A 19,699-nucleotide genomic window follows, 5' to 3' on the forward strand; every position below is an offset into this window, starting at 1 on the left:
GCGCGACAGCGCCGCCCCCTTACGCTCCGTGGACGGGACACGCGCCCGCACGGGTACACCCGATGTTCCGCGCTGCATCATTCTTCGGCCATCCCGCTCAGACGGTTCGCAACACTCGCCACAGCCTCCATGACCACGCGTCCAGCAGCGGTGACGCGTGCCACCTCCTGCTGGTCCACGCCGCCGTCGGCCAGAGCGTCGTACACCTCATGACCAAACTTGCCGTGGGCGACCATCAGGCCGGCGACCTGCTCCAGCACGGAAATGTCGCTTTCGCCACATGCCTCCGGAGCCTTCACCAGCAGATAGCCATTGCAATGCGCAAACGCCGCCAAGATCCGGGCATCCCCCGTCATGCGGACGATGCGATCCGCCTCGGCAAGCGTCAGGTGGTGCGTGTTGTTGTTGGGATTGACCTTGTTGCGCAGGACGGCCGCCGAAATGCCGACCAACGGCCCCAATGACTCGCTCCCGCCCTTGTACTCATGCACCGTCAAATCGGCCGCAGTGGTGATGTTCATTTCCTGATTTCCTGAACGTATCTATTGCTCAGCAGCGGCCTTACGATGCGCTGCATGGAAAAGCGAAGTGCGCCCTACACATCCAACGGCCCGATCTGGACCTTGTCGCTAGGCTTTGCCGGTGCCGCCGGCAGCGGTGCCGGCTGGGCCGGCATCGTCGCGCTATCCATGCGCTCTCTCCTTCAAATGGGTGGTCAGCCCCTTAGAATGTTTGCTCTCACACAAAGCACTCGCCCCGAACAGGAGGGGGCCGACCATGGAAAACTTGCAGCAGATCACCGAAAACATCTGCCAACTGAAGGGCGAACTTTTCGCCATGCATGCCCTGTTGGACGCCATGTTCCAAAGCATCCCGATGGACCAGTTGCGGACCTTGGCGCAAGCGCATGCCCAATCGACGGAAGCTGCGCGCGTGGTCCTGCTCAACAGTGCAACCTCGGGCGAATTCGTCATTTCCGCCTTCGACGATCATTCGGAGAACTTGTCTTCCAGGCTGCAGAACCTCGCTGGCCTATAGCCGACTCGAAGAACTTCTTCTGGGATGCCGCGTGACTTGTCGGGCACATCGTGACGGCGTGGCGCTCCAGCGCAGGCTGGATCAGCCACAGGACGAGTCGGGCATAGAGGCTATGCATGGGAAGGCTCTTGGTTGGGCTTCGGCAGCCGGAACAAATCAGGCCGCAATGCGCGCAGGTACTGCCTGCGTGCCTTTGGAATTCCTGATCGGCGCCATTGAGAAACGGCCTGGGGCTCGCATTCGCACACCTTCGCCAATGCGACGGTTCCACCAAAGGCATCAATAATTTCGTTGTCGGGATGTTTGTCGGCCATAAGCCGTATGGAACCATACTTACATCCCATATAGCAAGCATTCTTACATTGAGGTATGGAAGAATCCTTACATGCACACATTCGGCGACCGTCTGAAATTTGCGATCAAGCTGCGTGGCACCACGGCCGCGGCACTTGCTCGACATCTTGGGGTAGCGCCCCAGGCCATTTACCAGGTGCAATCTGGTAAGTCCGGAGCTATGAACGCGTCGAATGCTGCTTCAGCGGCTGAGTTCTTAAGGGTTCCTATCCGCTGGCTCACGGACGGAGAGGGCTCAACTCCAAGCCTATTGCCGAAAGACACGCCGGCCCCTGTTCAACCCGGCCCTTCCGACTTCGATGCCAATGTCGTGCCAGCACCGATAGGCAGCCGCCGTGTCCCGTTGATTAATTATGTTCAGGCAGGCGAGCTAACAGAAATCGGCGTTTCGTTTTCTGGCGAGGCAATGGAGTACCTGCTCACCGACCTCCGGCTCTCCGACTATTCATTCGCGCTGGAAATCCAAGGCGACTCGATGTCGCCAGAGTTCCGCCCCGGCGACCGCATCATTGTGGACCGCGAGGTATGCCCAAGACCCGGCGACTTCGTTGTTGCGCGAAATGGTGGCTATGAAGCCACGTTCAAGAAGTACCGGCCGCGCGGCATAAGCGAAACCGGCCATGAGGTTTTTGAACTGGTGCCACTGAACGAGGACTACCCTACGCTCTACAGCGAAAGACAACCGCTAATAGTTATCGGCACAATGGTAGAGCATAGGAAGTACTACCGCAGATAGAGTTAGCTAAGATTCCCTAACGGGCTAAAACGTGGCCTTGCAGATAGCAAAGACGCGTTCCATGGCTTGCTTCGCGCCAGCAATGGGAAACTCAATATCAGTTGTCTCAAACTGATGACTGTACTGTCTCACTAAGAGCGTTTTGCCATTCATGATGAAGCGGGAAAACCAGCGCGCCTTTTCTGCGTCAAACTGAACCGCCCCGTCTTTCACGTAACGCCACTGCTCTTCCGTCTTGCTCTGCTTGTCGACACGATAGACAAATGGGCGCGTCTTGTCGCGCCCAGTTTCGCCCTGGTAAGGGCCAAGAACCTGCACGTACATCCCATCCCCGACGGAATCACACTTCACCAGCAAAGCGGCCCTGGGTGTTCCAACGCTACGCGCTATAGCTATGCCTCGGGTGGTGTCATCCATCTTATCGACCAACTCTTCGACCTCCCAGTCCGTAAACCGCTCCTTCACATTCGTGGCATGCGCTACCGTGCCCCACACCGTTGCTGCTGCGGTCAGCGAAACTGCCGCCAGCAAGAACCCTTTCAACATATCTTCCTCATCGAACATCTGTAAATAGTAGCCATACCGTGTAACAGAAAATCAGGAAGCAATCCACCGCGCTACCTGGGCATTTTTTATCCATTGATGTAAGAATACTTGCATCAAACATATTTATATGGAATCATACTTACATCGCTCTTTAACAACCGAGGCCGCCCGCCCCCGCAAGGGAGGAAGGGCGAAACAGGACAACCAGGCGCCAGCGCGCCCCCGGACCCTGTGTGCCTGGTCCTCGCGGCCAGGCAACGCCCAGCCGGGCGTGGCGACGATAACCCCGGCCTCTTTCCGATTCCGCTGAAAAGCGGGTTTCGGCCAGCGCCGCGTGCGGCGCTTACCGAAGCCAACAACCCCGCCACCCGGCGGGTAACAGGGAGAACAGCATGTCCGCAAGCCTCAAGCTCTGCCGCCGAATCTACCGCCTGGCCGAATCACGCGGCCATGCATTCGACGCCAACACCTATTTGAGCCTGCGTGGCGAAGGTTGGGCCGCAGACGACGCGCTGATGTACGCACGCCGCGCCTACTGCGGCCAGGCAAAGGCCTACCGCCCGCGCCAACTGCGCCCAGACTGGGCCTGACCTTCCCTACCCCGCCCCGTCCGGGGCAAGGAAACCACCATGGAAACCACTTTCGCGCTTAGCTACGCGATTTCCAAGCAACTCGCAGCCGCCGAGGCAATCACCACCAGCTACGGCGATATCCCCCTCGATGACGAAATGCGTGCCGCCCTCGATGCAGCCCTGCGGCCCGTCCTCAAGCGCCGCTTGAATGCGCTCATCAGCGAAGTTCAACCCCAGCACTGAGGAAATGACCATGAAAGACACAGCAATTGGGATCGATCCAGCCGCACCGGGCAGCGAGCTGACCACCATCCAGTTTTTGGGCTGCAAGGATTTCGAAGCATTCAACGCCGCCGAGGACTGGTGCCGCAAGAACGACATCGCCATGGGCAGCATGGAGCGTGATTGCCCTATCGGTTTGATGTGGGGCGCTGACGCTCACGAGGTCAGCAAGTGGACTCGCATGACTCGCGCCGAGCAAGACGCGATGGACGGGCGCCTGACCGGCAACAAGCGCCACGGGCCGATCACGATCACTATCATGCCGCGCACGGCCTGACAGCCCCGGCTCATGCCCCGCGTGCGGGGTATCGGCAGGCGCTGTTGCCTGAACACCATCCCATCAATCCACGGAGCAATGCCATGCTCGAAGCACTCGTACGCTTCATTGAAGAACTGATCGACGTTTTCAACTTCGGCAGCAGCATCACCAAGTAGGCTCGACGGAGCCCAAAAGCAAAGGGCCGAATCCAATGTTTCAAAGGATCCGGCCCCACAACCTGCTACCCAGCTGCCCGCATTCCAGCGAGCAACTCGGCTACTAAATCGGCTTGATCATCGTCGCCGTCGGGCCTTTTTGCCCTTGGCCAGCAACGAATGACACTCGCTGGTTCTCTTCCAGAGATTTGTGGCCATCACCCTGAATTTCAGAGAAATGGGCGAAGAGGTCTTTGCCACCCAGCTCCGGCATGATAAAGCCGAAGCCCTTGTCGTTGTTAAACCACTTCACGATACCAGTTTCAATCTTCAATGTAAGTCCTAGATTTGCAGGGAAAAATGTTCCCGGGGCCACTATCGGTGATTAGCCCCAACAAAGATATGTCCGTTACGAATTAACACATATCCTGCAACCGCTTCCCGGTTGCTTCGGAGAGCGGGCCGGCGCCGCTACGTCACCGGCGCAAAAGTGACTTTCCAACGTGAAGCGATGACCGGGCCTCCGGCCTGCTCTCCGAAGCCCACCACCGCGCAATCCGCGCAGATCCCCATGCCATCAACTATCCCCGCCATCTGGTGGGGCCTGGCGCTGCTCGCCCTGGTGGCGGTGGCCCTGGTCCGCATCGGCAACTACTTCACCCGCCGCTATGTCGCGGCCGATCCTTGGAGCCCCACATGAACACCATCAGCGCAACTGCGCCCCCAGCCCGCGCTGGCGTTCGATCTGCCACGGTCAAAGTCGCAACACAATTGGCCGAGTTCATCGCCCCCAGCGACCACGCAGGAAAGGGCAACTGGGACAGCAACAAGTGGCCGCCGCCTATCGCGTGGATCGGCGCAGCCGTCTTCGCCTTCATCTTTCTGGTGGTCCTGCCCTGGCTTGGTCGTGGTGCAGGCTTCTAATGCGCGTTGCTACCAACGTTGTCACGAATGGCACTCAACAGGCTCGTTACTTCATTGCGAAAGTTAACTTCACTTTCGGGCGTCTCTACTTCTCGAAGGGCAAAGCCCAAATTTCGTTTGCCACTTAGTACGTCCTCAACCAAGCGACGAATGTCGTTCTGCTGCTGCTCCACCATGTAATGAGCATCCGGCGTGTATTGACCGGTCTGAAGCCGCACCGGATCGAAGTGATACCCACGCTCCCGAGCGATCGCTCCAAGCAATGCAAAGAAATACTGCTCAAGCTGGGCAGACCAAATATTCAATGCCGCACTGTCCATTGTTCCAGCGTTCTGCTTCAGGTGGTGGTGCATGACACTCCACGCGTCCACTACAGCCTGCTCCGATTTTGTTCGCTTCCGATCCCCTGACCCATAGTAGGTCAAATCGATCATATTCAAAGCTGCGACATGCTCGGCTGAAAGCCTCGCCCCCCTCGTGCGCATCAGCGTTTCGAACAGGAATTCGCGCCGTTCATTTCCTCTTCGACGTCGCTCAATCCATTGCTGAGCTTGCACTGCAAATATCGGTCCCATCAGGGTCGCAAGGACGATGAGGCCATCGCTAATCGTTATCGAACTTTCCATACGTTCCCCACATGAAATAGATAACCGAACGCCCTCTTTCCGGGTGCGGCATGGGTCATACCTGCGAAGCCCTGGGACGAATAGAAAGCAGCGTACAGCGTGATTCAAATATTCCTAAAAGAAGTGGCGATAACGACTATCTGTGTTCCTAAAAACCAACATTTTTGAGGCTTCACCATGAATCAGAATACGGCAGTGTCCTTTCGCCAAAAGATCCTGTCCAAGGAAATAAAGCGCGCCCATGCAATGCAGGTCCGGTATGAGGATCTGCATGTCGAACCCGGCTTCAACCTCCGCGTCCCAATCGAACGCCTGGGCGGCAAGCTTCGCCAGCAGGCCGAAGCGGCCGAAGAAAGCCTGTTCCGCCACATCATGTCCGGCGATCAGTACCCCGCGCTTGAGGTTCGCCCCCGCGCCGAAGGTGGGGTCTGGATCGTGGACGGCCACCGCAGACACAGGAACATCGGGCGGGCAATCGCTGCCGGCGCTCCGCTCCAGGACAAGGACGGCTTTGTGATGATCGACGTCGTTGCGTTCGAAGGCAACGACGCCGAGCGGACGAAGCGCGTCATCTCCAGTTCGAAAGCGCAGGGCCTGTTCATCCTCGATACCGCGCTTGGATATGCGCGCTTGGCACGCTTCAAATGGGACAACGACCGAATCGCAGAGATTGAAGGCGTCTCTGCCGTATGGGTCGGAAAGCTTCTGACCCTGGCGAACGCCAATACCGACGTTCATGACCTCATCCTGGCTGACCTGGTGAAGCCCACCGTAGCGATTGCAGCAGTCGAAAAGTACGGCGAAGCTGCCGGCGAGTATCTGCGAAATCGGGGAAAGACCACGGTCGGCGATATCAAGGGCCGGCCCCTCCCCCACAAAGTCGTCTCCCCGCTCATCAGCGGCGTGGACTCCTTCATCAAGGGACTGGACGCCAACCAGCGCGCAATCCTCATCGACATCCAGGAAGGCCGCGTAGCAGCCGACACCATCACCGTGCCCACATCCGCCCTGCTGGACCTGTTCCAGGCCCACGGCGCCGTCGAAACCGTCCGCGCCAAACGCGCCGAGAAAGCCGCCAAGGAGGCACAGCAAGCCGCCCCCGATACACAGGCACCTATAGACCTTGAACAAGAGGAAGCCACCGCATGAGCGCCCTTACCGAAAACGAATTCCTGCGCGACGTGGCCGATCACGTCATGGAGGTCATGTGGGATGAAGGCGTGTACCGCCACATCCGGTTCCGCGAGCCCGGCACGATGTGCATGCACTTCGATCTGATCACCTGGCCGGGATACCTCTGCTACACGGGCGACATGGGCACCTATGTGTTTACGCGCCTGGCTGACATGTTCGAGTTCTTCCGCACAGATCGAGAATATGCGCAGCGCGGGCGCCGACTGGCTGTCAATCTGTCGTACTGGTCCGAAAAGCTTGAGGCCGTCAACGGCAGTCGGCGCGGCGGGGCTGCCGAAGAGTTCGACCCGGCAAAGTTCCGCAAGGTCATAGAAGAGTATCGGCTGAACTGGATCCGCGGCGATGCGCGCAGGCTGTTGACCAAGGACGAGCGGCGCGAACTCTGGGAGGCAGTGGATTGCGACGTGCTGAATCGGATCGATGATGGCGAACACTACGCCTGCACCGCTGCAAACGACTTCAATTGGACCCCGTCCCGCTATACCCCCGGCCCTGGCCGTACCTGGTTCTTTGACGATCTCTGGGAACACAACTTCAACGATTACACGCGCCGGTTCCGCTGGTGCTGCTTCGCCCTTGCCTGGGGCATTGAAACCTACGACGGCAGCAAGGAGGAAGTCACAGCATGAGCGCCCCCGAGATATCCATCCCCGTTGAAGTCGTGGACGCCGCCATCAATGGCTGGTTCAGCACCCTCCCGGATAGTAGGGATCAGCAGGAGCATTTCCGCATTCGCATGCGCGCTGCCCTTGCGGCGGCGGGCTTCTCCGCTGCTGGCGATGCGCATGAGCTCAAGCGTAAAACCGACCTGATTGCTGAGCTCAGCAAGATCATCCACAACATGACGGTCGCGCAGCAGGCGGCTTGGATCGAGTGGCAGCACGGCGCAGGCGCCCAGGCAGGCATGCGGTGGATCGAGAACGGCTTAGCTGGGCCGGGTCAAATTCCCGAGGAGGATGAACCCTACGGCACCGAGGCGCAGGCGTACTTCGACGCCAACCAGGCCGATCCCTTGCCTGCATGCCATTGCGGGCGCCCGTCCAACATCCTCCATATGGGCAACGGGTACTGCTCGCAGGAGCACTATGCCTCCGCCATTGCCGCCCAGCAGGGCAAAGGGGGTGAGGCATGAAGACGATCCAGCTTATCGATGTGGCCCACGTGGAAGCCGCCGCCCAGGAAATGGCGAAATACGCAGAGTCGTGCCGGCGTGCGGCCAAGGACGTTCCGATCCTGGCCGACATCTACACCGCGCAGGCGCTCTCCGGCGACATGGCGGCGCGCTACCTGCGGACGATCATCGAGCAGCACGGGCGTATCGCGGCCGCCTCTCAGCAGCAGGAGGGGTGATGGCGGTCTATGTCGACAACATGCAGGCGCGGTTCGGCAGGATGGTCATGTGCCACATGGTGGCCGACACCGACGACGAGCTGCACGCCATGGCAGCACGGATTGGCGTGGCCCGCCGCCATCACCAGTCGGCAGGCACCTACCGCAGCCACTACGACATCTGCATGACCATGCGCACCAAGGCGGTGAACGCCGGCGCCCAGGAAATCAACCGCGCCGAGCTGGGCGCGCTGCTTAAGAGCAAGCGCCAAGCCGTCGCGAAAGCCAAGGAAAGGACATGACCGACCACACCACCGCCGCCCAGGCGGCAATGCAGGAAACACTCTTCGATTGCTATAGCGTCAACGGCGAGGACTTCCAAGATGGCTGCGCAAGCGAAGCGCTACAGGCGCTCGACGACGATGGTCTGCTGACGCTAGGCACCGAATACCGCCTGGGCGTATCGGTAAGGCCTGACCCCGCCGACTTCTTCGATGTGGATCATCTGATTGAACAGATGCAAGAGAGCGCCCACGACGCAGGCGGTGAATTTGCCGAGGACTACCTGGCAGACGTTACCGAGGAACAAGTTCGGGAGCTGGACCGCGTGATCAAGGCCTGGCTGTCGTCGGTCAATCCCAGCGTCACGTTTTTCAGGGTGAAGGAGATCCAGACATTCAAGGTCACGCAGGAAGACATCAACGAAATCCACGACCGAACCGGCAAAGGGACAGCATGAGCAACCAGAACACCGCCGCCCAGGCGGCAACGCAGGAAGCCCACCGGATCGCTGCGGCCGACGAGTATTTCGCGGCCCGAACCTGGATCATGGACACGAACGACCACCGGCGCCTCTTCGAGGCCGGCTTCGACCGTGCCTACACCCTGCTGTCCAAGCTGCGCGCCCCTGTAGCCGACGAGCATGAGGGCTTCGAGGCTTGGCGCAAACACGCGTTGTCGTGGACGACCCCAGCCACAACGGGAATTTCCTTTGCATGGGACGCGTGGCAAGAGCGGGGACGCCGCGCTGCCCTGGCAAGCGCCCCTGTAGCCGGGGAGGCGGTGGCGTGGCGTGTCACGCACTCGCGCTGCCCCAAGCCCGGCTGGCAGGATGCAGCGCGCGAACCACCACCCAGCCATGACGAGGTGAAGCAGCAGGACTCGGATTTGATCTTGGAATTGGCCTATGCCGCGCCCCAGGCCAGCGAGGCGGTGCGCGTTCATCAACTGGAAGCTGCCCGCATCGCATATGCCCGCGAGTTCCCGCCCGATGAAAACGGCGATCCCGACGTGGGCAACATCCACGCGAACATCCGCAAGCTCAAGTCGCAGCTTGCCGCCCTGTCCACGCAACCGGGCGCGCAGAAGAAACGGGAGGCACCTAATGCGTAGCGTGCCTCCCAGAATGCGATTAGCAGTTGCCCTTCTTGGCCTGCCCCGGCGGACAGAATCCGCCGCCACCACCACCGCCATGCGGATCGACGATCACGGCGCCATCTGGCGTGTAAACGGCACAGCCGGCCAACAGAGTGGCCACGATGGCCAAGCTACAGAGAATTTTCATATGAAAGACTCAGGGTTGAAGATGCGCGCAGTTTATTGCCCTTCGATGAAACAAGGCCAAAGCGGCGGTTACAGGCTGTACGACCACCTCGCCCGTGTCCGCGCAGCTGCGGAAATCGTTTCCCAGGCCCACCCCGACAACAAGGACGGAGGCGCGAATGGCTGACCTGCATCTGGCCCTCAAGGGCGAATACTTCGACGCCATCAAGGCCGGCACGAAGACCGAGGAATACCGGCTCTGCACACCCTACTGGATGAAGCGCCTGGCCAGCCCATTCGGTCTGTACGACCGGATCGTGCTGACCCGGGGCTACCCTCACCACGACGACGCCGACCGCCGGCTGGTGCTTCCCTGGCAGGGCTACACCATCAAGCAAATCACGCACCCGCACTTCGGCCCGGATCCGGTCACGGTCTACGCCATCGGCGTGCGCATCGATGACATGGGGCACCGATGACCGTCACCATGGAGCAAGACGAACTGCAGCGCCTGCTGGTCGAAGCGGCGCGCCTCGGGGCCAACCACGCCATCGAGGACCTGGTTTGCTATCACCTACAGGACGCCTGCGTCCGTCTCGACATCAGCTACAACACTCTGAAGAAGCGGATTGCCCAAGGCAAGATCCACTGCGTCGATGGGCGAATTACTGGCGCGGAAATCAGGCGGTATCTCGCGGCCGTGTAGTTAAGTCCACCGTCGAAAGCCAGCTGATGGCGGTAAACCAGAACTTCCCGAAGCACATCACAAAGTCCGCACGAAGGTTTCCACCGCCAAAGGCCCATCGCTCGCCCGGGAATTTATTAGGAAGCTCGAGGAAACCCTCCTCGATTGGCTTCCACCCGGATCCACTATCAACCACCGCACGCAGCCCATTTACAAGACGGCCGAGCTGTTTTAAGTCACCCTCGTCAATGCCCGTCTCGTCCCGATGAGCCAACTTGTTGCGCATTTTATTGATGTGATGCATGACAGCCACCAGCGGGACAGGCAACCCAGCGACTGCCGCGTATCCCAACTTATCCGAGAAGTTTCGCGGTATGGGCGCAAATTGCTTGACGTCCGAAGGCAGCAGTACATCACGCGTAACTTCCAAAAACGCCTCGGCCAGCAAATGCAACCGTAGGACGGTTCCTAGTTCGTCGTCGGTCTCGGCCGCACGCACCAGCACGTTGTACTGTAAATCCAACTTATCAAGGTCCATATCTGAGCCCGTATGCGCGATCAAAAAGTGAGGGCACCGGCCTTAGCCCAAGCGGGCTGCGATGCTTGACCCATGGGGGTTGTAATAGACCATCGCCATCTTGGGATCGGTCCAGCCAAACATTTTGCACAGGTCCAACACGTCGATTTTCTTGGCAATCATCGTCGCTGCGGTATGCCGAGTATCGTGAAACGTGAAGCCAGACAGCTCTGCGCGCTCGCGGTACTTGCGGAACAAGGCATCCAGCGATGCCGGCCGGATTCCGAAGACGAGGGTTTCATCCCAGCCTTTCATCCGCCTCAGGATCGCCCGAGCCCGCGTCGACAGTGGCACGTCGCGCGGCCGGTCGCTCTTCGTGTCGGGCAGATGCGCATGCAGGTCGTGCACATTCGCCCATGTCAGGCCGCACAGTTCCCCAGCGCGCATGCCCGTGCGCAGCGCCAGCATCATGCAGTTGGCAACTGCCTCTGCGGTGCTGCCGATGCGCCCCGAGCGCTGATAGCCCATCTCGCGGAGCATCCTGCGCACCTCGGGCATACTGATAATCCGATCGCGGTGCTTGCCCTTAGCGGGCTTTCGGATCCCGCGGACGGGGTTTAGTTCTACCCACTCCCATTCCAGTCGGGCCGATTCGAACACCGACGCCAGCAGGCTCAGCTCACGCAATACCGATGATGGCCCAATCGTCTTGGCGCGATCATCCCGGAAGGCCCCAATATGCTGGGCGGTCACCTTGGACATGGCTAGATCGAGCGGCAGCTTGTAGCTCTCGAAGGCAGCCAAGCGCACCTGTTCCCACCGCTCACCCTTCCGCTGCGGGGACACTTCATCGCTGTATTTTCGCAACGCTTGGCGCAGCGTATGCAGGTCGCCGGCCGGCTTAATGGCGTGATCCCGGATATGGGATTCACGTTTCGCCGCCCATTCGACGGCCTCTCGCCGCGTGGGAACACCTGGCTGTCACGGACGCCAAGCAGTTTTATTTGTGCCCGATACCCTTTTGCGGTCTTCTGGATGCTTGCCATGTGGGGCCGAGAGCGGGGCTCAGATGGGGCCGGAGACTGCGAATTCTTGCTTTTTGGCAGTCAACCGATCACCCACCCGCCCTGCTAAGCCGTTGATTTGAAAGAAATTGATCATAGCCGATCAACGGTTTGAATAGTCTTGGTGCGAAGGAGGGGACTCGAACCCCTACACCTGTTACGGCGTCAGGACCTAAACCTGGTGCGTCTACCAATTTCGCCACCTTCGCGTTAAGCCAAGCCCGCTATTGTAGCTTGCTTGTTAAAATCTTGCGTCATGAATCCGCGCCTCGATGCCCTACACCCCTATCCGTTCGAAAAACTGCGCGCTTTGCTGGCTTCGGCCAGCCAGCAGTCGGACGGTCTGACGCCCATCAATCTGTCGATCGGCGAGCCCAAACACGCCGCGCCCGAGCGCGTCGAACAGGCCATCCGCGACAGTCTCGCGGGCCTGTCCGTGTACCCGTCCACCAAGGGCGACCCTGCCCTGCGCAGGGCGATCTCGGAGTGGCTGGCGCGGCGCTACAGCATCCCTGCCCCCGATCCGGAAACGCAGGTGCTACCGGCGCTGGGCTCGCGCGAGGCGCTGTTCGCGTTCACGCAGACCGTCATCGATCCGTCCGCCGGTTCGGTGGTGATCTGCCCCAACCCGTTCTATCAGATCTATGAAGGCGCGGCCCTGCTGGCCGGCGCCACGCCCTACTTCGTCAACGCCGACCCGGTGCGCAATTTCGCCAGCGACTGGAACCAGGTGCCGGACGACGTCTGGAAGAAGACGCGCATGGTGTTCGTCTGCTCGCCGGGCAACCCGGCCGGCAACGTCATGTCGCTGGACGAATGGGAAACGCTGTTCGAACTGTCCGACCGCCACGGCTTCGTGATCGTATCGGACGAGTGCTATTCCGAAATCTACCTGGACGAAGGCAATCCGCCGCTGGGCGGGCTACAGGCGGCGCGCCGTCTGGGTCGCGATACCTACCGCAACCTGGTGGCGTTCTCCAGCCTGTCCAAGCGCTCCAACGTGCCGGGCCTGCGTTCGGGTTTCGTAGCGGGCGACGCCGCGCTGATCGGCCGCTTTCTGCTGTATCGCACGTATCATGGCAGTGCCATGAGTCCGATCGTGTCCGCGGCCAGCATCGCGGCCTGGACCGACGAGGCGCATGTGAAGGACAACCGCCGCCTGTACCGCGAAAAATTCGACGCCGTCGTGCCCATCCTCCAGAAGGTGCTGGACGTGTCCCGCCCGCAGGCCTCGTTCTATCTGTGGGCGGCCACGCCGGGCTCGGATACGGCCTTCGTGCGCGACCTTTTTGGCCGTACTGGTGTTACCGTGCTGCCGGGCAGCTTCCTGGCGCGCGAGGCGCACGGCGTGAACCCCGGCCAGGGCCGCATCCGCATTGCTTTGGTGGCGCCTTTGGCTGACTGCGTGCAAGCAGCCGAGCGCATCGCCCATTTTGTGCATACTTCCGTTTGATCAACCTTTTAAGAGCTGAGCCGCTATGACTCTCGACCTGCAGACCACCATCGAAAAAGCCTGGGACGACCGGGCCAACCTGTCGCCCACCGACGCCAGCGCCGAAGTGCGCGAAGCGGTCGAGCGCACCATCGACGGCCTGGATCTGGGCCGCTTGCGCGTGGCCGAGAAAATCAACGACGACTGGGTCGTGCACCAGTGGATCAAGAAGGCCGTGCTGCTGTCGTTCCGCCTGAACGACAACGCCATCATGGGCCAGGCTCCGCTGCAGTTCTACGACAAGGTGCCGCTCAAGTTCTCGGAATACGGCGACAACGCCTTCAAGCAAGGCGGCTACCGCGTGGTGCCGCCGGCCGTGGCCCGCCGCGGCGCCTACCTCGCCCGCAACGTGGTGCTGATGCCCTCCTACGTGAACATCGGCGCCTACGTCGACGAAGGCACCATGGTCGACACCTGGGCCACGGTGGGCTCCTGCGCCCAGATCGGCAAGAACGTGCACCTGTCGGGCGGCGTGGGCATCGGCGGCGTGCTGGAACCGCTGCAAGCCAACCCGACCATCATCGAAGACAACTGCTTCATCGGCGCCCGCTCGGAAGTCGTGGAAGGCGTGATCGTCGAAGAGAACTCGGTGCTGGCCATGGGCGTGTTCCTGTCGCAAAGCACCAAGATCTATGACCGCGCCACCGGCAAGATCACCTATGGCCGCGTGCCCTCGGGTTCGGTCGTGGTCCCGGGCTCGCTGCCGTCGGCCGACGGTTCGCACAGCCTGGCTTGCGCGGTCATCGTCAAGCGCGTCGACGCGCAGACCCGCGCCAAGACCAGCATCAATGATCTGCTGAGGGCCTAAATGAGTACTGCCGTACTGGATCTGGTCAAGGACCTGATTGCCCGCCCTTCGGTCACGCCGGCCGATGAAGACTGCCAGGCCACGCTCGCCGCGCGCCTGGAACGCATCGGCTTCACCTGCGAGACCATCGCCCAGGGCGGGGTCACCAATCTGTGGGCGCGGCGCGGTAGCGCGGCGCCGCTAGCCGTGTTCGCCGGTCACACGGACGTGGTGCCTCCGGGTCCGCGCGAAAAGTGGGACAGCGATCCTTTCGTTCCCACCGAGCGCGATGGCTACCTGTACGGCCGCGGGGCGGCCGACATGAAGAGCTCGATCGCCGCCTTCGTGGTGGCGGCCGAGGAATTCGTGGCGGCCCACCCGCAGCATGGCGGCTCGATCGCCCTGCTGATTACCTCCGACGAAGAAGGCCCGTCCATCGACGGCACCGCCATCGTCTGCGACGCGCTGAAGGCGCGCGGCGAACAGATGGACTATTGCATCGTGGGCGAGCCCACTTCGGGCGACGTGCTGGGCGACACCTGCAAGAACGGCCGCCGCGGCTCGCTGTCGGGCAAGCTCACGGTCAAGGGCATCCAGGGCCACGTGGCCTACCCGCATCTGGCGCGCAACCCCGTGCACCAGTTGGCGCCGGCCCTGGCCGACATCGTCAACATCGAATGGGACCAGGGCAACGAGTACTTCCCGCCCACCACGTTCCAGGTGTCGAACCTGAACTCAGGCACCGGCGCCACCAACGTGGTGCCGGGCGAGGCCGTAGCGCTGTTCAACTTCCGCTTCTCGACCGCCAGCACGCCGGAAGGCTTGCAGGCGCGGGTGCACGAAGTGCTGGACCGCCATGGCCTGGAGTACACGCTGGACTGGGAGCTGGGCGGCGAGCCCTTCCTCACGCCGCGCGGTTCGCTGACGGATGCGCTGGTCTCGGCCATCCGCGACGAAACCGGCGTGACGGCAGAACTCTCCACCACCGGCGGCACGTCCGATGGCCGCTTCATCGCCAAGATCTGCCCGCAGGTCATCGAATTCGGTCCCTGCAACGCCACGATCCACAAGGTCAACGAACGCGTCGAAGTGGCATCGCTGGATCCGTTGAAAAACATTTATCGGCGCACGCTGGAAAACCTCCTGCTCGCCTAGAAAGAAGTCCCCTATGTACCAATCCGCCCGCCAAGAACTGCTGACCCTGCGCGACCTGATCCGCTACGGCGTATCACGCCTGAACGCCGCCCAGGTGGCGCTGGGGCACGGCAGCGACAACGCCTGGGACGAGGCGGTCTACCTGACGCTGCACGCCTTGCATCTGCCGCTGGACACGCTGGAGCCCTTTCTGGACGCCCGCGTGCTCAGCGAGGAACGCAACCGCGTGCTCGAACTGATCGACCGTCGCGTGACCGAGCGCCTGCCCGCCGCCTACCTCACCAACGAGGCCTGGCTGCGCGGCCACCGCTTCTACGTGGACCAGCGCGTCATCGTGCCGCGCTCGCCCATCGCGGAATTGCTGGACCAGGGCCTGGCGCCCTGGGTGCAGGATGCGCTGGCGGTCGAGAACGTGCTGGACATGTGCACGGGGTCCGGCTGCCTGGCGATCCTGTCGGCGCTGGCCTTCCCCTACGCCCACGTGGACGCGGTGGACGTGTCGCCCGACGCGCTGGAAGTGGCGCGCCGCAACGTCGACGACTACGGCCTGGCGGACCGCCTGGACCTGCACGCAAGCAATCTGTTCGACAATCTGCCGCCACGCCAGTACGACGTGATTATCTGCAACCCGCCTTACGTCAACAGCGGCTCGATGGACGCGCTGCCCCAGGAATACCGCCACGAACCACAGCTGGCCCTGGCCGGCGGCGACGACGGCATGGACCTGGTGCGCCGCATTCTCGACGCGGCGCCGCGGTTCCTGACCCCGGAAGGCGTGCTGGTGCTGGAGATCGGCCACGAACGCGACTTCTTTGAAGCCGCGTTCCCGCAGCTGTCGCCCGTGTGGCTGGACACCGAAGAAGCCTCCGACCAGCTTCTGCTGCTTACCCGCGAGCAACTCAGCCTGTGATACGCGCTACTGGATTGACCCTGCGCCGCGGCACCAAGGTGCTGCTGGACGGCGCCGAATTCGTCGCGCACCCGGGTGAACGCGTGGGCATCGTGGGCAAGAACGGCGCGGGCAAGTCCTCGCTATTCGCGCTCTTGACCGGCGCGTTGGACCTGGACGCCGGCAACCTGGCGATGCCGGCCGGCTGGCGCATCGCCAGCGTCAAGCAGGAACTCGAAGCGGACGAACGCCCGGCGCGCGAATTCGTCATCGACGGCGACACCCACCTGCGCGAACTGCAGGCGCGCCGCGCCGAACTGACGGACGAGCAAGGCACGCAGATCGCTGAAGTGGAAGCGGCGCTGGTGGAAGCCGGCGCCTGGAGCGCGGCCTCGCGCGCCGAGCAGCTGCTGGCCGGCCTGGGCTTCAAGCCCGCCGAATGGATGCAGCCGGTGGCGAGCTTTTCCGGCGGCTGGCGCATGCGCCTGGCCCTGGCCCGCGCGCTGATGGCGCCGTCCGAATTGCTGCTGCTGGACGAGCCCACCAACCACCTGGATCTCGACGCCATGCTGTGGCTGGAGAAATGGCTGGCTGCCTATCCCGGCACCGTCATGCTGATCTCCCACGATACCGAGTTCCTGGATGCGGTCGCCAAGTCCATCCTGCATTTCGACCACGCCAAGCTGGTGCGCTACCGCGGCGGCTATGGCGACTTCCTGACGCAACGCGCCGAGCGCCTGCGCCAGACCAATATCGCCTACGAGCGCCAGACCCGCGAAGCGGCCCGGCTGCAAGGCTTCATCGACCGCTTCAAGGCCAAGGCCTCCAAGGCCAAGCAGGCGCAAAGCCGCGTCAAGGCGCTGGCGCGCATGCAGGTGCTGGCGCCCTTGCATGCCGAAGCGGGCATCGATATCCGCATCCCCTCGCCCGATCAGGTGCCGGATCCGCTCTTGACCCTGGAGCACCTGTCGGCCGGCTACACGGACGCCGAAGGCAACGCCGTGCCCATCCTGCGCGACGTGACGCTGATGGTGCGCGCGGGCAGCCGCGTCGGCGTGCTGGGCGCCAACGGCGCCGGCAAGAGCACGCTGATCAAGACCCTGGCCGAAGAGCTGCCAGTGCAGGCAGGCGAACGCCGCGCCTCGCGCGGGCTGGCCATCGGCTATTTCCATCAGCACCAGCTGGACATGCTGGACGTGGACAGCACGCCCATCGCCCATCTGGCGCGCCTGGCCCCCGAGACCCGCGAACAGGAGCTGCGCAACTACCTGGGCGGCTTCGGTTTTTCCGGCGACACGGTGACCAGCAAGGTCGGCCCCATGTCCGGCGGCGAAAAGGCGCGCCTGGCGCTGTCCCTGATCGTCTGGCAAAAGCCCAACCTGCTGCTGCTGGACGAACCCAGCAACCACCTGGACGTGGAAACGCGCGAGGCCCTGGCCGCCGCGCTGGCGGACTTCGGCGGCAGCATGCTGCTCGTGTCCCACGACCGCCATCTGCTGCGCACCACGGTGGACAGCTTCTGGATCGTGGCCGACGGGGCGGTACAGGAGTTCGATGGCGACCTGGAGGACTACCGGGACTGGCTCGCCGCGCGCAACGCCGGTGAACGCGCCGAAGCGGCGCGCGAGAACGCCGAAGGCGGCGAACCGGTGGTGGACCGCAAGGCCCAGCGCCGCGCCGAAGCCGAACAGCGCCAACGCCTGTCCGCCCTGCGCAAGCCGCTGGAATCCAAGCTTGCCAAGATCGAGACCGAAATGGAGAAGCTGCGCGCCAAGCTGCATGCGCTGGACGCCGTCATCGCCGACCCGGACCTGTACTCGGACGCACGCCGCGCCGAACGCCAGAAGGTCATGGCCGAGCACGGCGAACACGGCAAGCGCATGGACGAGCTGGAAGAACAGTGGCTGGAAATCCAGGGCTCGCTGGAAGAGATCGAACAGTCCGAGGCCTGACGGCTTGCGGCGGGCGCCCTGCCCGCCGCCGCCTCACTGTTTCCGGTTAATCTAGAAATAGAAATCGTTATCATTTATACTCTGCCGCGAATTTGACTCTATCTGGCGCCCGGCGCCGGCGACATGTCTTCGCTCACGGATGTATTTCTCCGCCATTACCGAGAGGTGCTGGGTTTCCTCTCTTTGCGCACCGGCTCGCGCGACGTCGCGCAGGACTGCGCGCAGGACACCTGGATCAAGCTGGCGGAATTCAAGGACAGGACGCGTCCCGACAACGACCGCGCCTACGTGTTCCGCGTGGCCGCCAATATCGCCACCGACTGGCACCGGCGCCGCAGCCGCGAACTGGCGGCCACCGCCGATTACGCGGCCTCGCGGCCTCCTCAGCATGAACCCGACACCCTGGATGTCGCCGCCGCACGGCAGATGCTGCGCCGGCTGGAAACCGCCCTGCTTGCCCAACCCCGCCGCAGCCTGGATGTGTTCGTACTGCACCGGCACGAGGGCCTGAGCTATCGCGCCATTGCCGAACGTTTCGCGATCTCGGTCAGCGCGGTGGAAAAGCACATGATGCGCATCCTGCTGGCCTGCGACCAGGCACTGGCGTCCTGACCATGGCTGCCCCCCGTATCCGCAGCGCCCAGGAAGAAGCGTCGCGCTGGGTCGTGCGCCACAGCGGCCAGGGCATGGATGCGCAGGCCCAGGCGGAGTTCGAAGCCTGGTACCGGGCGGACGCCAGCCATGCCGACGCCTACGAGCGGCTGGCGCGCCTGTGGCGGCGGATGGGTGAAATCGAGCGCGGCAAGCTGGCGCCGCGGCGCGCGCGCAAGCGTGGCGCTGCAGCGGCGCTGGCGTTGCTGGCAGCCTGGCCGGCCTGGCAATTGCTGCGCACGGCCCATCCCGGCGCCGATTACACGAGTGGCGCCGACGTGCGCCGCGTGGCCCTGCCCGACGGCTCCAGCGCCACGCTGGATGCGGATTCGGCCATCGCCATCGACTTCGCACCGGGCAAGCGCGAGGTCAGGCTCCTGGCCGGACGGGCGCTGTTCACGGTCGCACCTCGCGCCCCCGGCGGCCCGGATTTCACGGTAGTGACGCCAGACGCCTCCGCCACCGCGTTGGGCACCCGCTACTCCGTCGCGCGCGAAGTCGACGGCTCGCGCGTGGTGGTCTACGAACATCGCGTGGCGGTCCAGTGCCTGACCTGCCAGGATGGGCAGAGCCTGGCGCTGGACGCGGGCCAGGGAGCTGCCGTGTCGGCAACAGGCATCCTGCGCCTCGCCGCTGCGCAAGAACCGGCGCCGGACTGGAGCCAGGGCCTGCTGGCATTCAACGATGTCGCCTTGCCCGAGGCCGCGGCCCGACTCTCCCGCTATGGCGGCAAGCACATCCTGGTGCTGGGTGAGGCAGCACGGAGTTTGCGCGTGTCAGGCACCGCCAGCATCGGCGATCCCAAGCGCGCCCTGGCGCTGCTGCTGGCGCAGGCCAAGGTCGGCATCACCGAACTGCCGGGCCTGCTGATCGTGCGATGAAGCTTATCTTCAATCGGTAAATGAGAATCGATATAAATTATTCATGAGCAATCCGATGAGGTAACCCGC

The 19,699-nt window shown here is 62.5% G+C and carries 30 protein-coding genes and 1 tRNA gene; 23 read left to right on the top strand and 8 right to left on the bottom strand.

Annotated elements, in window-relative coordinates; translation table 11 throughout:
• Window positions 1-77: 77 nt before the first annotated feature.
• Window positions 78-521, bottom strand: coding sequence for a phage regulatory CII family protein (locus AXYL_RS20010; RefSeq protein ID WP_013394673.1), 444 nt, complete (start codon window positions 519-521; stop codon window positions 78-80).
• Window positions 522-777: 256 nt separating this feature from the next.
• On the opposite strand from AXYL_RS20010, the gene AXYL_RS20015 reads away from it, so the two are divergent.
• A complete protein-coding gene (locus AXYL_RS20015; RefSeq protein ID WP_013394674.1) occupies window positions 778-1,038 on the top strand; it encodes a hypothetical protein in 261 nt (86 codons plus the stop codon).
• Window positions 1,039-1,423: 385 nt separating this feature from the next.
• Complete coding sequence (locus tag AXYL_RS20020; protein WP_013394675.1) at window positions 1,424-2,128, top strand: S24 family peptidase; 705 nt, start codon at window positions 1,424-1,426, stop codon at window positions 2,126-2,128.
• A gap of 24 nt (window positions 2,129-2,152) precedes the next feature.
• On the opposite strand, the gene AXYL_RS20025 is transcribed toward AXYL_RS20020, so the two are convergent.
• On the bottom strand, window positions 2,153-2,692 hold the full coding sequence (locus AXYL_RS20025; protein WP_013394676.1) for a hypothetical protein: 540 nt from the start codon (window positions 2,690-2,692) through the stop codon (window positions 2,153-2,155).
• A gap of 374 nt (window positions 2,693-3,066) precedes the next feature.
• Here AXYL_RS20025 and AXYL_RS20030 point away from each other — a divergent pair, with 374 nt between their 5' ends.
• The 3 genes from AXYL_RS20030 to AXYL_RS20040 are packed head-to-tail and all read left to right on the top strand — an operon-like array spanning window position 3,067 to window position 3,805.
• A complete protein-coding gene (locus AXYL_RS20030; protein ID WP_013394677.1) occupies window positions 3,067-3,264 on the top strand; it encodes a hypothetical protein in 198 nt (65 codons plus the stop codon).
• 39 nt (window positions 3,265-3,303) lie between these two features.
• Window positions 3,304-3,489, top strand: coding sequence for a hypothetical protein (locus tag AXYL_RS20035; protein ID WP_013394678.1), 186 nt, complete (start codon window positions 3,304-3,306; stop codon window positions 3,487-3,489).
• Window positions 3,490-3,499: 10 nt separating this feature from the next.
• Window positions 3,500-3,805 carry a hypothetical protein gene (locus tag AXYL_RS20040; RefSeq protein WP_013394679.1) on the top strand — a complete coding sequence of 102 codons (306 nt, stop codon included), beginning with the start codon at window positions 3,500-3,502 and terminating at the stop codon, window positions 3,803-3,805.
• 261 nt (window positions 3,806-4,066) lie between these two features.
• Here AXYL_RS20040 and AXYL_RS20045 read toward each other — a convergent pair whose 3' ends face one another.
• Complete coding sequence (locus AXYL_RS20045; protein WP_193353254.1) at window positions 4,067-4,270, bottom strand: cold-shock protein; 204 nt, start codon at window positions 4,268-4,270, stop codon at window positions 4,067-4,069.
• A gap of 243 nt (window positions 4,271-4,513) precedes the next feature.
• On the opposite strand from AXYL_RS20045, the gene AXYL_RS35415 reads away from it, so the two are divergent.
• Together AXYL_RS35415 and AXYL_RS34910 are read left to right on the top strand one after the other, a co-directional pair.
• Window positions 4,514-4,642, top strand: coding sequence for a hypothetical protein (locus AXYL_RS35415; RefSeq protein WP_272941961.1), 129 nt, complete (start codon window positions 4,514-4,516; stop codon window positions 4,640-4,642).
• A complete protein-coding gene (locus AXYL_RS34910; protein WP_013394682.1) occupies window positions 4,639-4,866 on the top strand; it encodes a hypothetical protein in 228 nt (75 codons plus the stop codon). Before AXYL_RS35415 ends, AXYL_RS34910 begins: the two co-directional genes overlap by 4 nt.
• Here the strand turns inward: AXYL_RS34910 and AXYL_RS34095 are convergent.
• Window positions 4,863-5,492 (bottom strand): DUF6680 family protein, encoded by a 630-nt coding sequence (locus AXYL_RS34095; protein ID WP_013394683.1) that lies wholly within the window; start codon window positions 5,490-5,492, stop codon window positions 4,863-4,865. The two genes, AXYL_RS34910 and AXYL_RS34095, sit on opposite strands and share 4 nt — an antisense overlap.
• A 177-nt stretch (window positions 5,493-5,669) precedes the next feature.
• Between AXYL_RS34095 and AXYL_RS20060 the strand changes: the two genes are divergently transcribed.
• The 7 genes from AXYL_RS20060 to AXYL_RS20090 are packed head-to-tail and all read left to right on the top strand — an operon-like array spanning window position 5,670 to window position 9,407.
• Complete coding sequence (locus AXYL_RS20060) at window positions 5,670-6,641, top strand: hypothetical protein (RefSeq protein ID WP_013394684.1); 972 nt, start codon at window positions 5,670-5,672, stop codon at window positions 6,639-6,641.
• Window positions 6,638-7,315: a hypothetical protein gene (locus AXYL_RS20065; protein ID WP_013394685.1), complete on the top strand. Its 678-nt coding sequence runs from the start codon at window positions 6,638-6,640 to the stop codon at window positions 7,313-7,315. Before AXYL_RS20060 ends, AXYL_RS20065 begins: the two co-directional genes overlap by 4 nt.
• Window positions 7,312-7,818: a hypothetical protein gene (locus AXYL_RS20070; RefSeq protein ID WP_013394686.1), complete on the top strand. Its 507-nt coding sequence runs from the start codon at window positions 7,312-7,314 to the stop codon at window positions 7,816-7,818. Before AXYL_RS20065 ends, AXYL_RS20070 begins: the two co-directional genes overlap by 4 nt.
• Window positions 7,815-8,036, top strand: a complete 222-nt coding sequence (locus AXYL_RS20075) for a hypothetical protein (RefSeq protein WP_013394687.1) — start codon at window positions 7,815-7,817, stop codon at window positions 8,034-8,036. The genes AXYL_RS20070 and AXYL_RS20075 overlap by 4 nt, the downstream gene beginning before the upstream one ends.
• Window positions 8,036-8,317 (top strand): DUF4031 domain-containing protein, encoded by a 282-nt coding sequence (locus AXYL_RS20080; RefSeq protein ID WP_013394688.1) that lies wholly within the window; start codon window positions 8,036-8,038, stop codon window positions 8,315-8,317. Before AXYL_RS20075 ends, AXYL_RS20080 begins: the two co-directional genes overlap by 1 nt.
• Window positions 8,314-8,754 carry a hypothetical protein gene (locus AXYL_RS20085; RefSeq protein WP_013394689.1) on the top strand — a complete coding sequence of 147 codons (441 nt, stop codon included), beginning with the start codon at window positions 8,314-8,316 and terminating at the stop codon, window positions 8,752-8,754. Before AXYL_RS20080 ends, AXYL_RS20085 begins: the two co-directional genes overlap by 4 nt.
• Entirely contained in the window at window positions 8,751-9,407 is a 657-nt protein-coding gene (locus tag AXYL_RS20090; protein ID WP_013394690.1) for a hypothetical protein, read from the top strand. Before AXYL_RS20085 ends, AXYL_RS20090 begins: the two co-directional genes overlap by 4 nt.
• A 19-nt stretch (window positions 9,408-9,426) precedes the next feature.
• On the opposite strand, the gene AXYL_RS35190 is transcribed toward AXYL_RS20090, so the two are convergent.
• Window positions 9,427-9,579 carry a hypothetical protein gene (locus AXYL_RS35190; RefSeq protein WP_013394691.1) on the bottom strand — a complete coding sequence of 51 codons (153 nt, stop codon included), beginning with the start codon at window positions 9,577-9,579 and terminating at the stop codon, window positions 9,427-9,429.
• Window positions 9,580-9,736: 157 nt separating this feature from the next.
• Here AXYL_RS35190 and AXYL_RS20095 point away from each other — a divergent pair, with 157 nt between their 5' ends.
• Entirely contained in the window at window positions 9,737-10,036 is a 300-nt protein-coding gene (locus AXYL_RS20095; protein ID WP_013394692.1) for an ASCH domain-containing protein, read from the top strand.
• Window positions 10,033-10,263: a hypothetical protein gene (locus AXYL_RS20100; RefSeq protein ID WP_013394693.1), complete on the top strand. Its 231-nt coding sequence runs from the start codon at window positions 10,033-10,035 to the stop codon at window positions 10,261-10,263. Before AXYL_RS20095 ends, AXYL_RS20100 begins: the two co-directional genes overlap by 4 nt.
• On the opposite strand, the gene AXYL_RS20105 is transcribed toward AXYL_RS20100, so the two are convergent.
• From AXYL_RS20105 to AXYL_RS20115, 3 genes are all read right to left on the bottom strand, one after another.
• Window positions 10,238-10,780, bottom strand: coding sequence for a hypothetical protein (locus AXYL_RS20105; RefSeq protein ID WP_013394694.1), 543 nt, complete (start codon window positions 10,778-10,780; stop codon window positions 10,238-10,240). The genes AXYL_RS20100 and AXYL_RS20105 overlap by 26 nt on opposite strands.
• A gap of 42 nt (window positions 10,781-10,822) precedes the next feature.
• Window positions 10,823-11,563 (bottom strand): tyrosine-type recombinase/integrase, encoded by a 741-nt coding sequence (locus AXYL_RS20110; RefSeq protein ID WP_148260618.1) that lies wholly within the window; start codon window positions 11,561-11,563, stop codon window positions 10,823-10,825.
• Window positions 11,564-11,945: 382 nt separating this feature from the next.
• A tRNA-Leu gene (locus AXYL_RS20115) sits at window positions 11,946-12,032 on the bottom strand.
• Window positions 12,033-12,079: 47 nt separating this feature from the next.
• Between AXYL_RS20115 and dapC the strand changes: the two genes are divergently transcribed.
• The 7 genes from dapC to AXYL_RS20150 all read left to right on the top strand — a co-directional run bounded on the left by dapC (window position 12,080) and on the right by AXYL_RS20150 (window position 19,630).
• A complete protein-coding gene (gene dapC / locus AXYL_RS20120; RefSeq protein WP_013394696.1) occupies window positions 12,080-13,276 on the top strand; it encodes a succinyldiaminopimelate transaminase in 1,197 nt (398 codons plus the stop codon).
• A gap of 25 nt (window positions 13,277-13,301) precedes the next feature.
• A complete protein-coding gene (dapD, locus tag AXYL_RS20125) occupies window positions 13,302-14,123 on the top strand; it encodes a 2,3,4,5-tetrahydropyridine-2,6-dicarboxylate N-succinyltransferase (RefSeq protein WP_013394697.1) in 822 nt (273 codons plus the stop codon).
• Window positions 14,124-15,257 (top strand): succinyl-diaminopimelate desuccinylase, encoded by a 1,134-nt coding sequence (gene dapE / locus AXYL_RS20130; RefSeq protein ID WP_013394698.1) that lies wholly within the window; start codon window positions 14,124-14,126, stop codon window positions 15,255-15,257.
• Window positions 15,258-15,270: 13 nt separating this feature from the next.
• Window positions 15,271-16,167, top strand: a complete 897-nt coding sequence (gene prmB / locus AXYL_RS20135) for a 50S ribosomal protein L3 N(5)-glutamine methyltransferase (RefSeq protein WP_013394699.1) — start codon at window positions 15,271-15,273, stop codon at window positions 16,165-16,167.
• Window positions 16,164-18,098 (top strand): ABC-F family ATP-binding cassette domain-containing protein, encoded by a 1,935-nt coding sequence (locus AXYL_RS20140; protein ID WP_085947807.1) that lies wholly within the window; start codon window positions 16,164-16,166, stop codon window positions 18,096-18,098. The genes prmB and AXYL_RS20140 overlap by 4 nt, the downstream gene beginning before the upstream one ends.
• A 123-nt stretch (window positions 18,099-18,221) precedes the next feature.
• On the top strand, window positions 18,222-18,710 hold the full coding sequence (locus tag AXYL_RS20145) for an RNA polymerase sigma factor (RefSeq protein ID WP_013394701.1): 489 nt from the start codon (window positions 18,222-18,224) through the stop codon (window positions 18,708-18,710).
• Window positions 18,711-18,712: 2 nt separating this feature from the next.
• The gene (locus tag AXYL_RS20150; RefSeq protein WP_013394702.1) at window positions 18,713-19,630 is read left to right on the top strand and encodes a FecR family protein; all 918 of its coding nucleotides are present in this window, start codon (window positions 18,713-18,715) and stop codon (window positions 19,628-19,630) included.
• The last annotated feature ends 69 nt before the right edge of the window (window positions 19,631-19,699 follow it).

Source organism: Achromobacter xylosoxidans A8, assembly GCF_000165835.1.
Taxonomy (GTDB): Bacteria; Pseudomonadota; Gammaproteobacteria; order Burkholderiales; family Burkholderiaceae_B; genus Achromobacter; species Achromobacter xylosoxidans_B.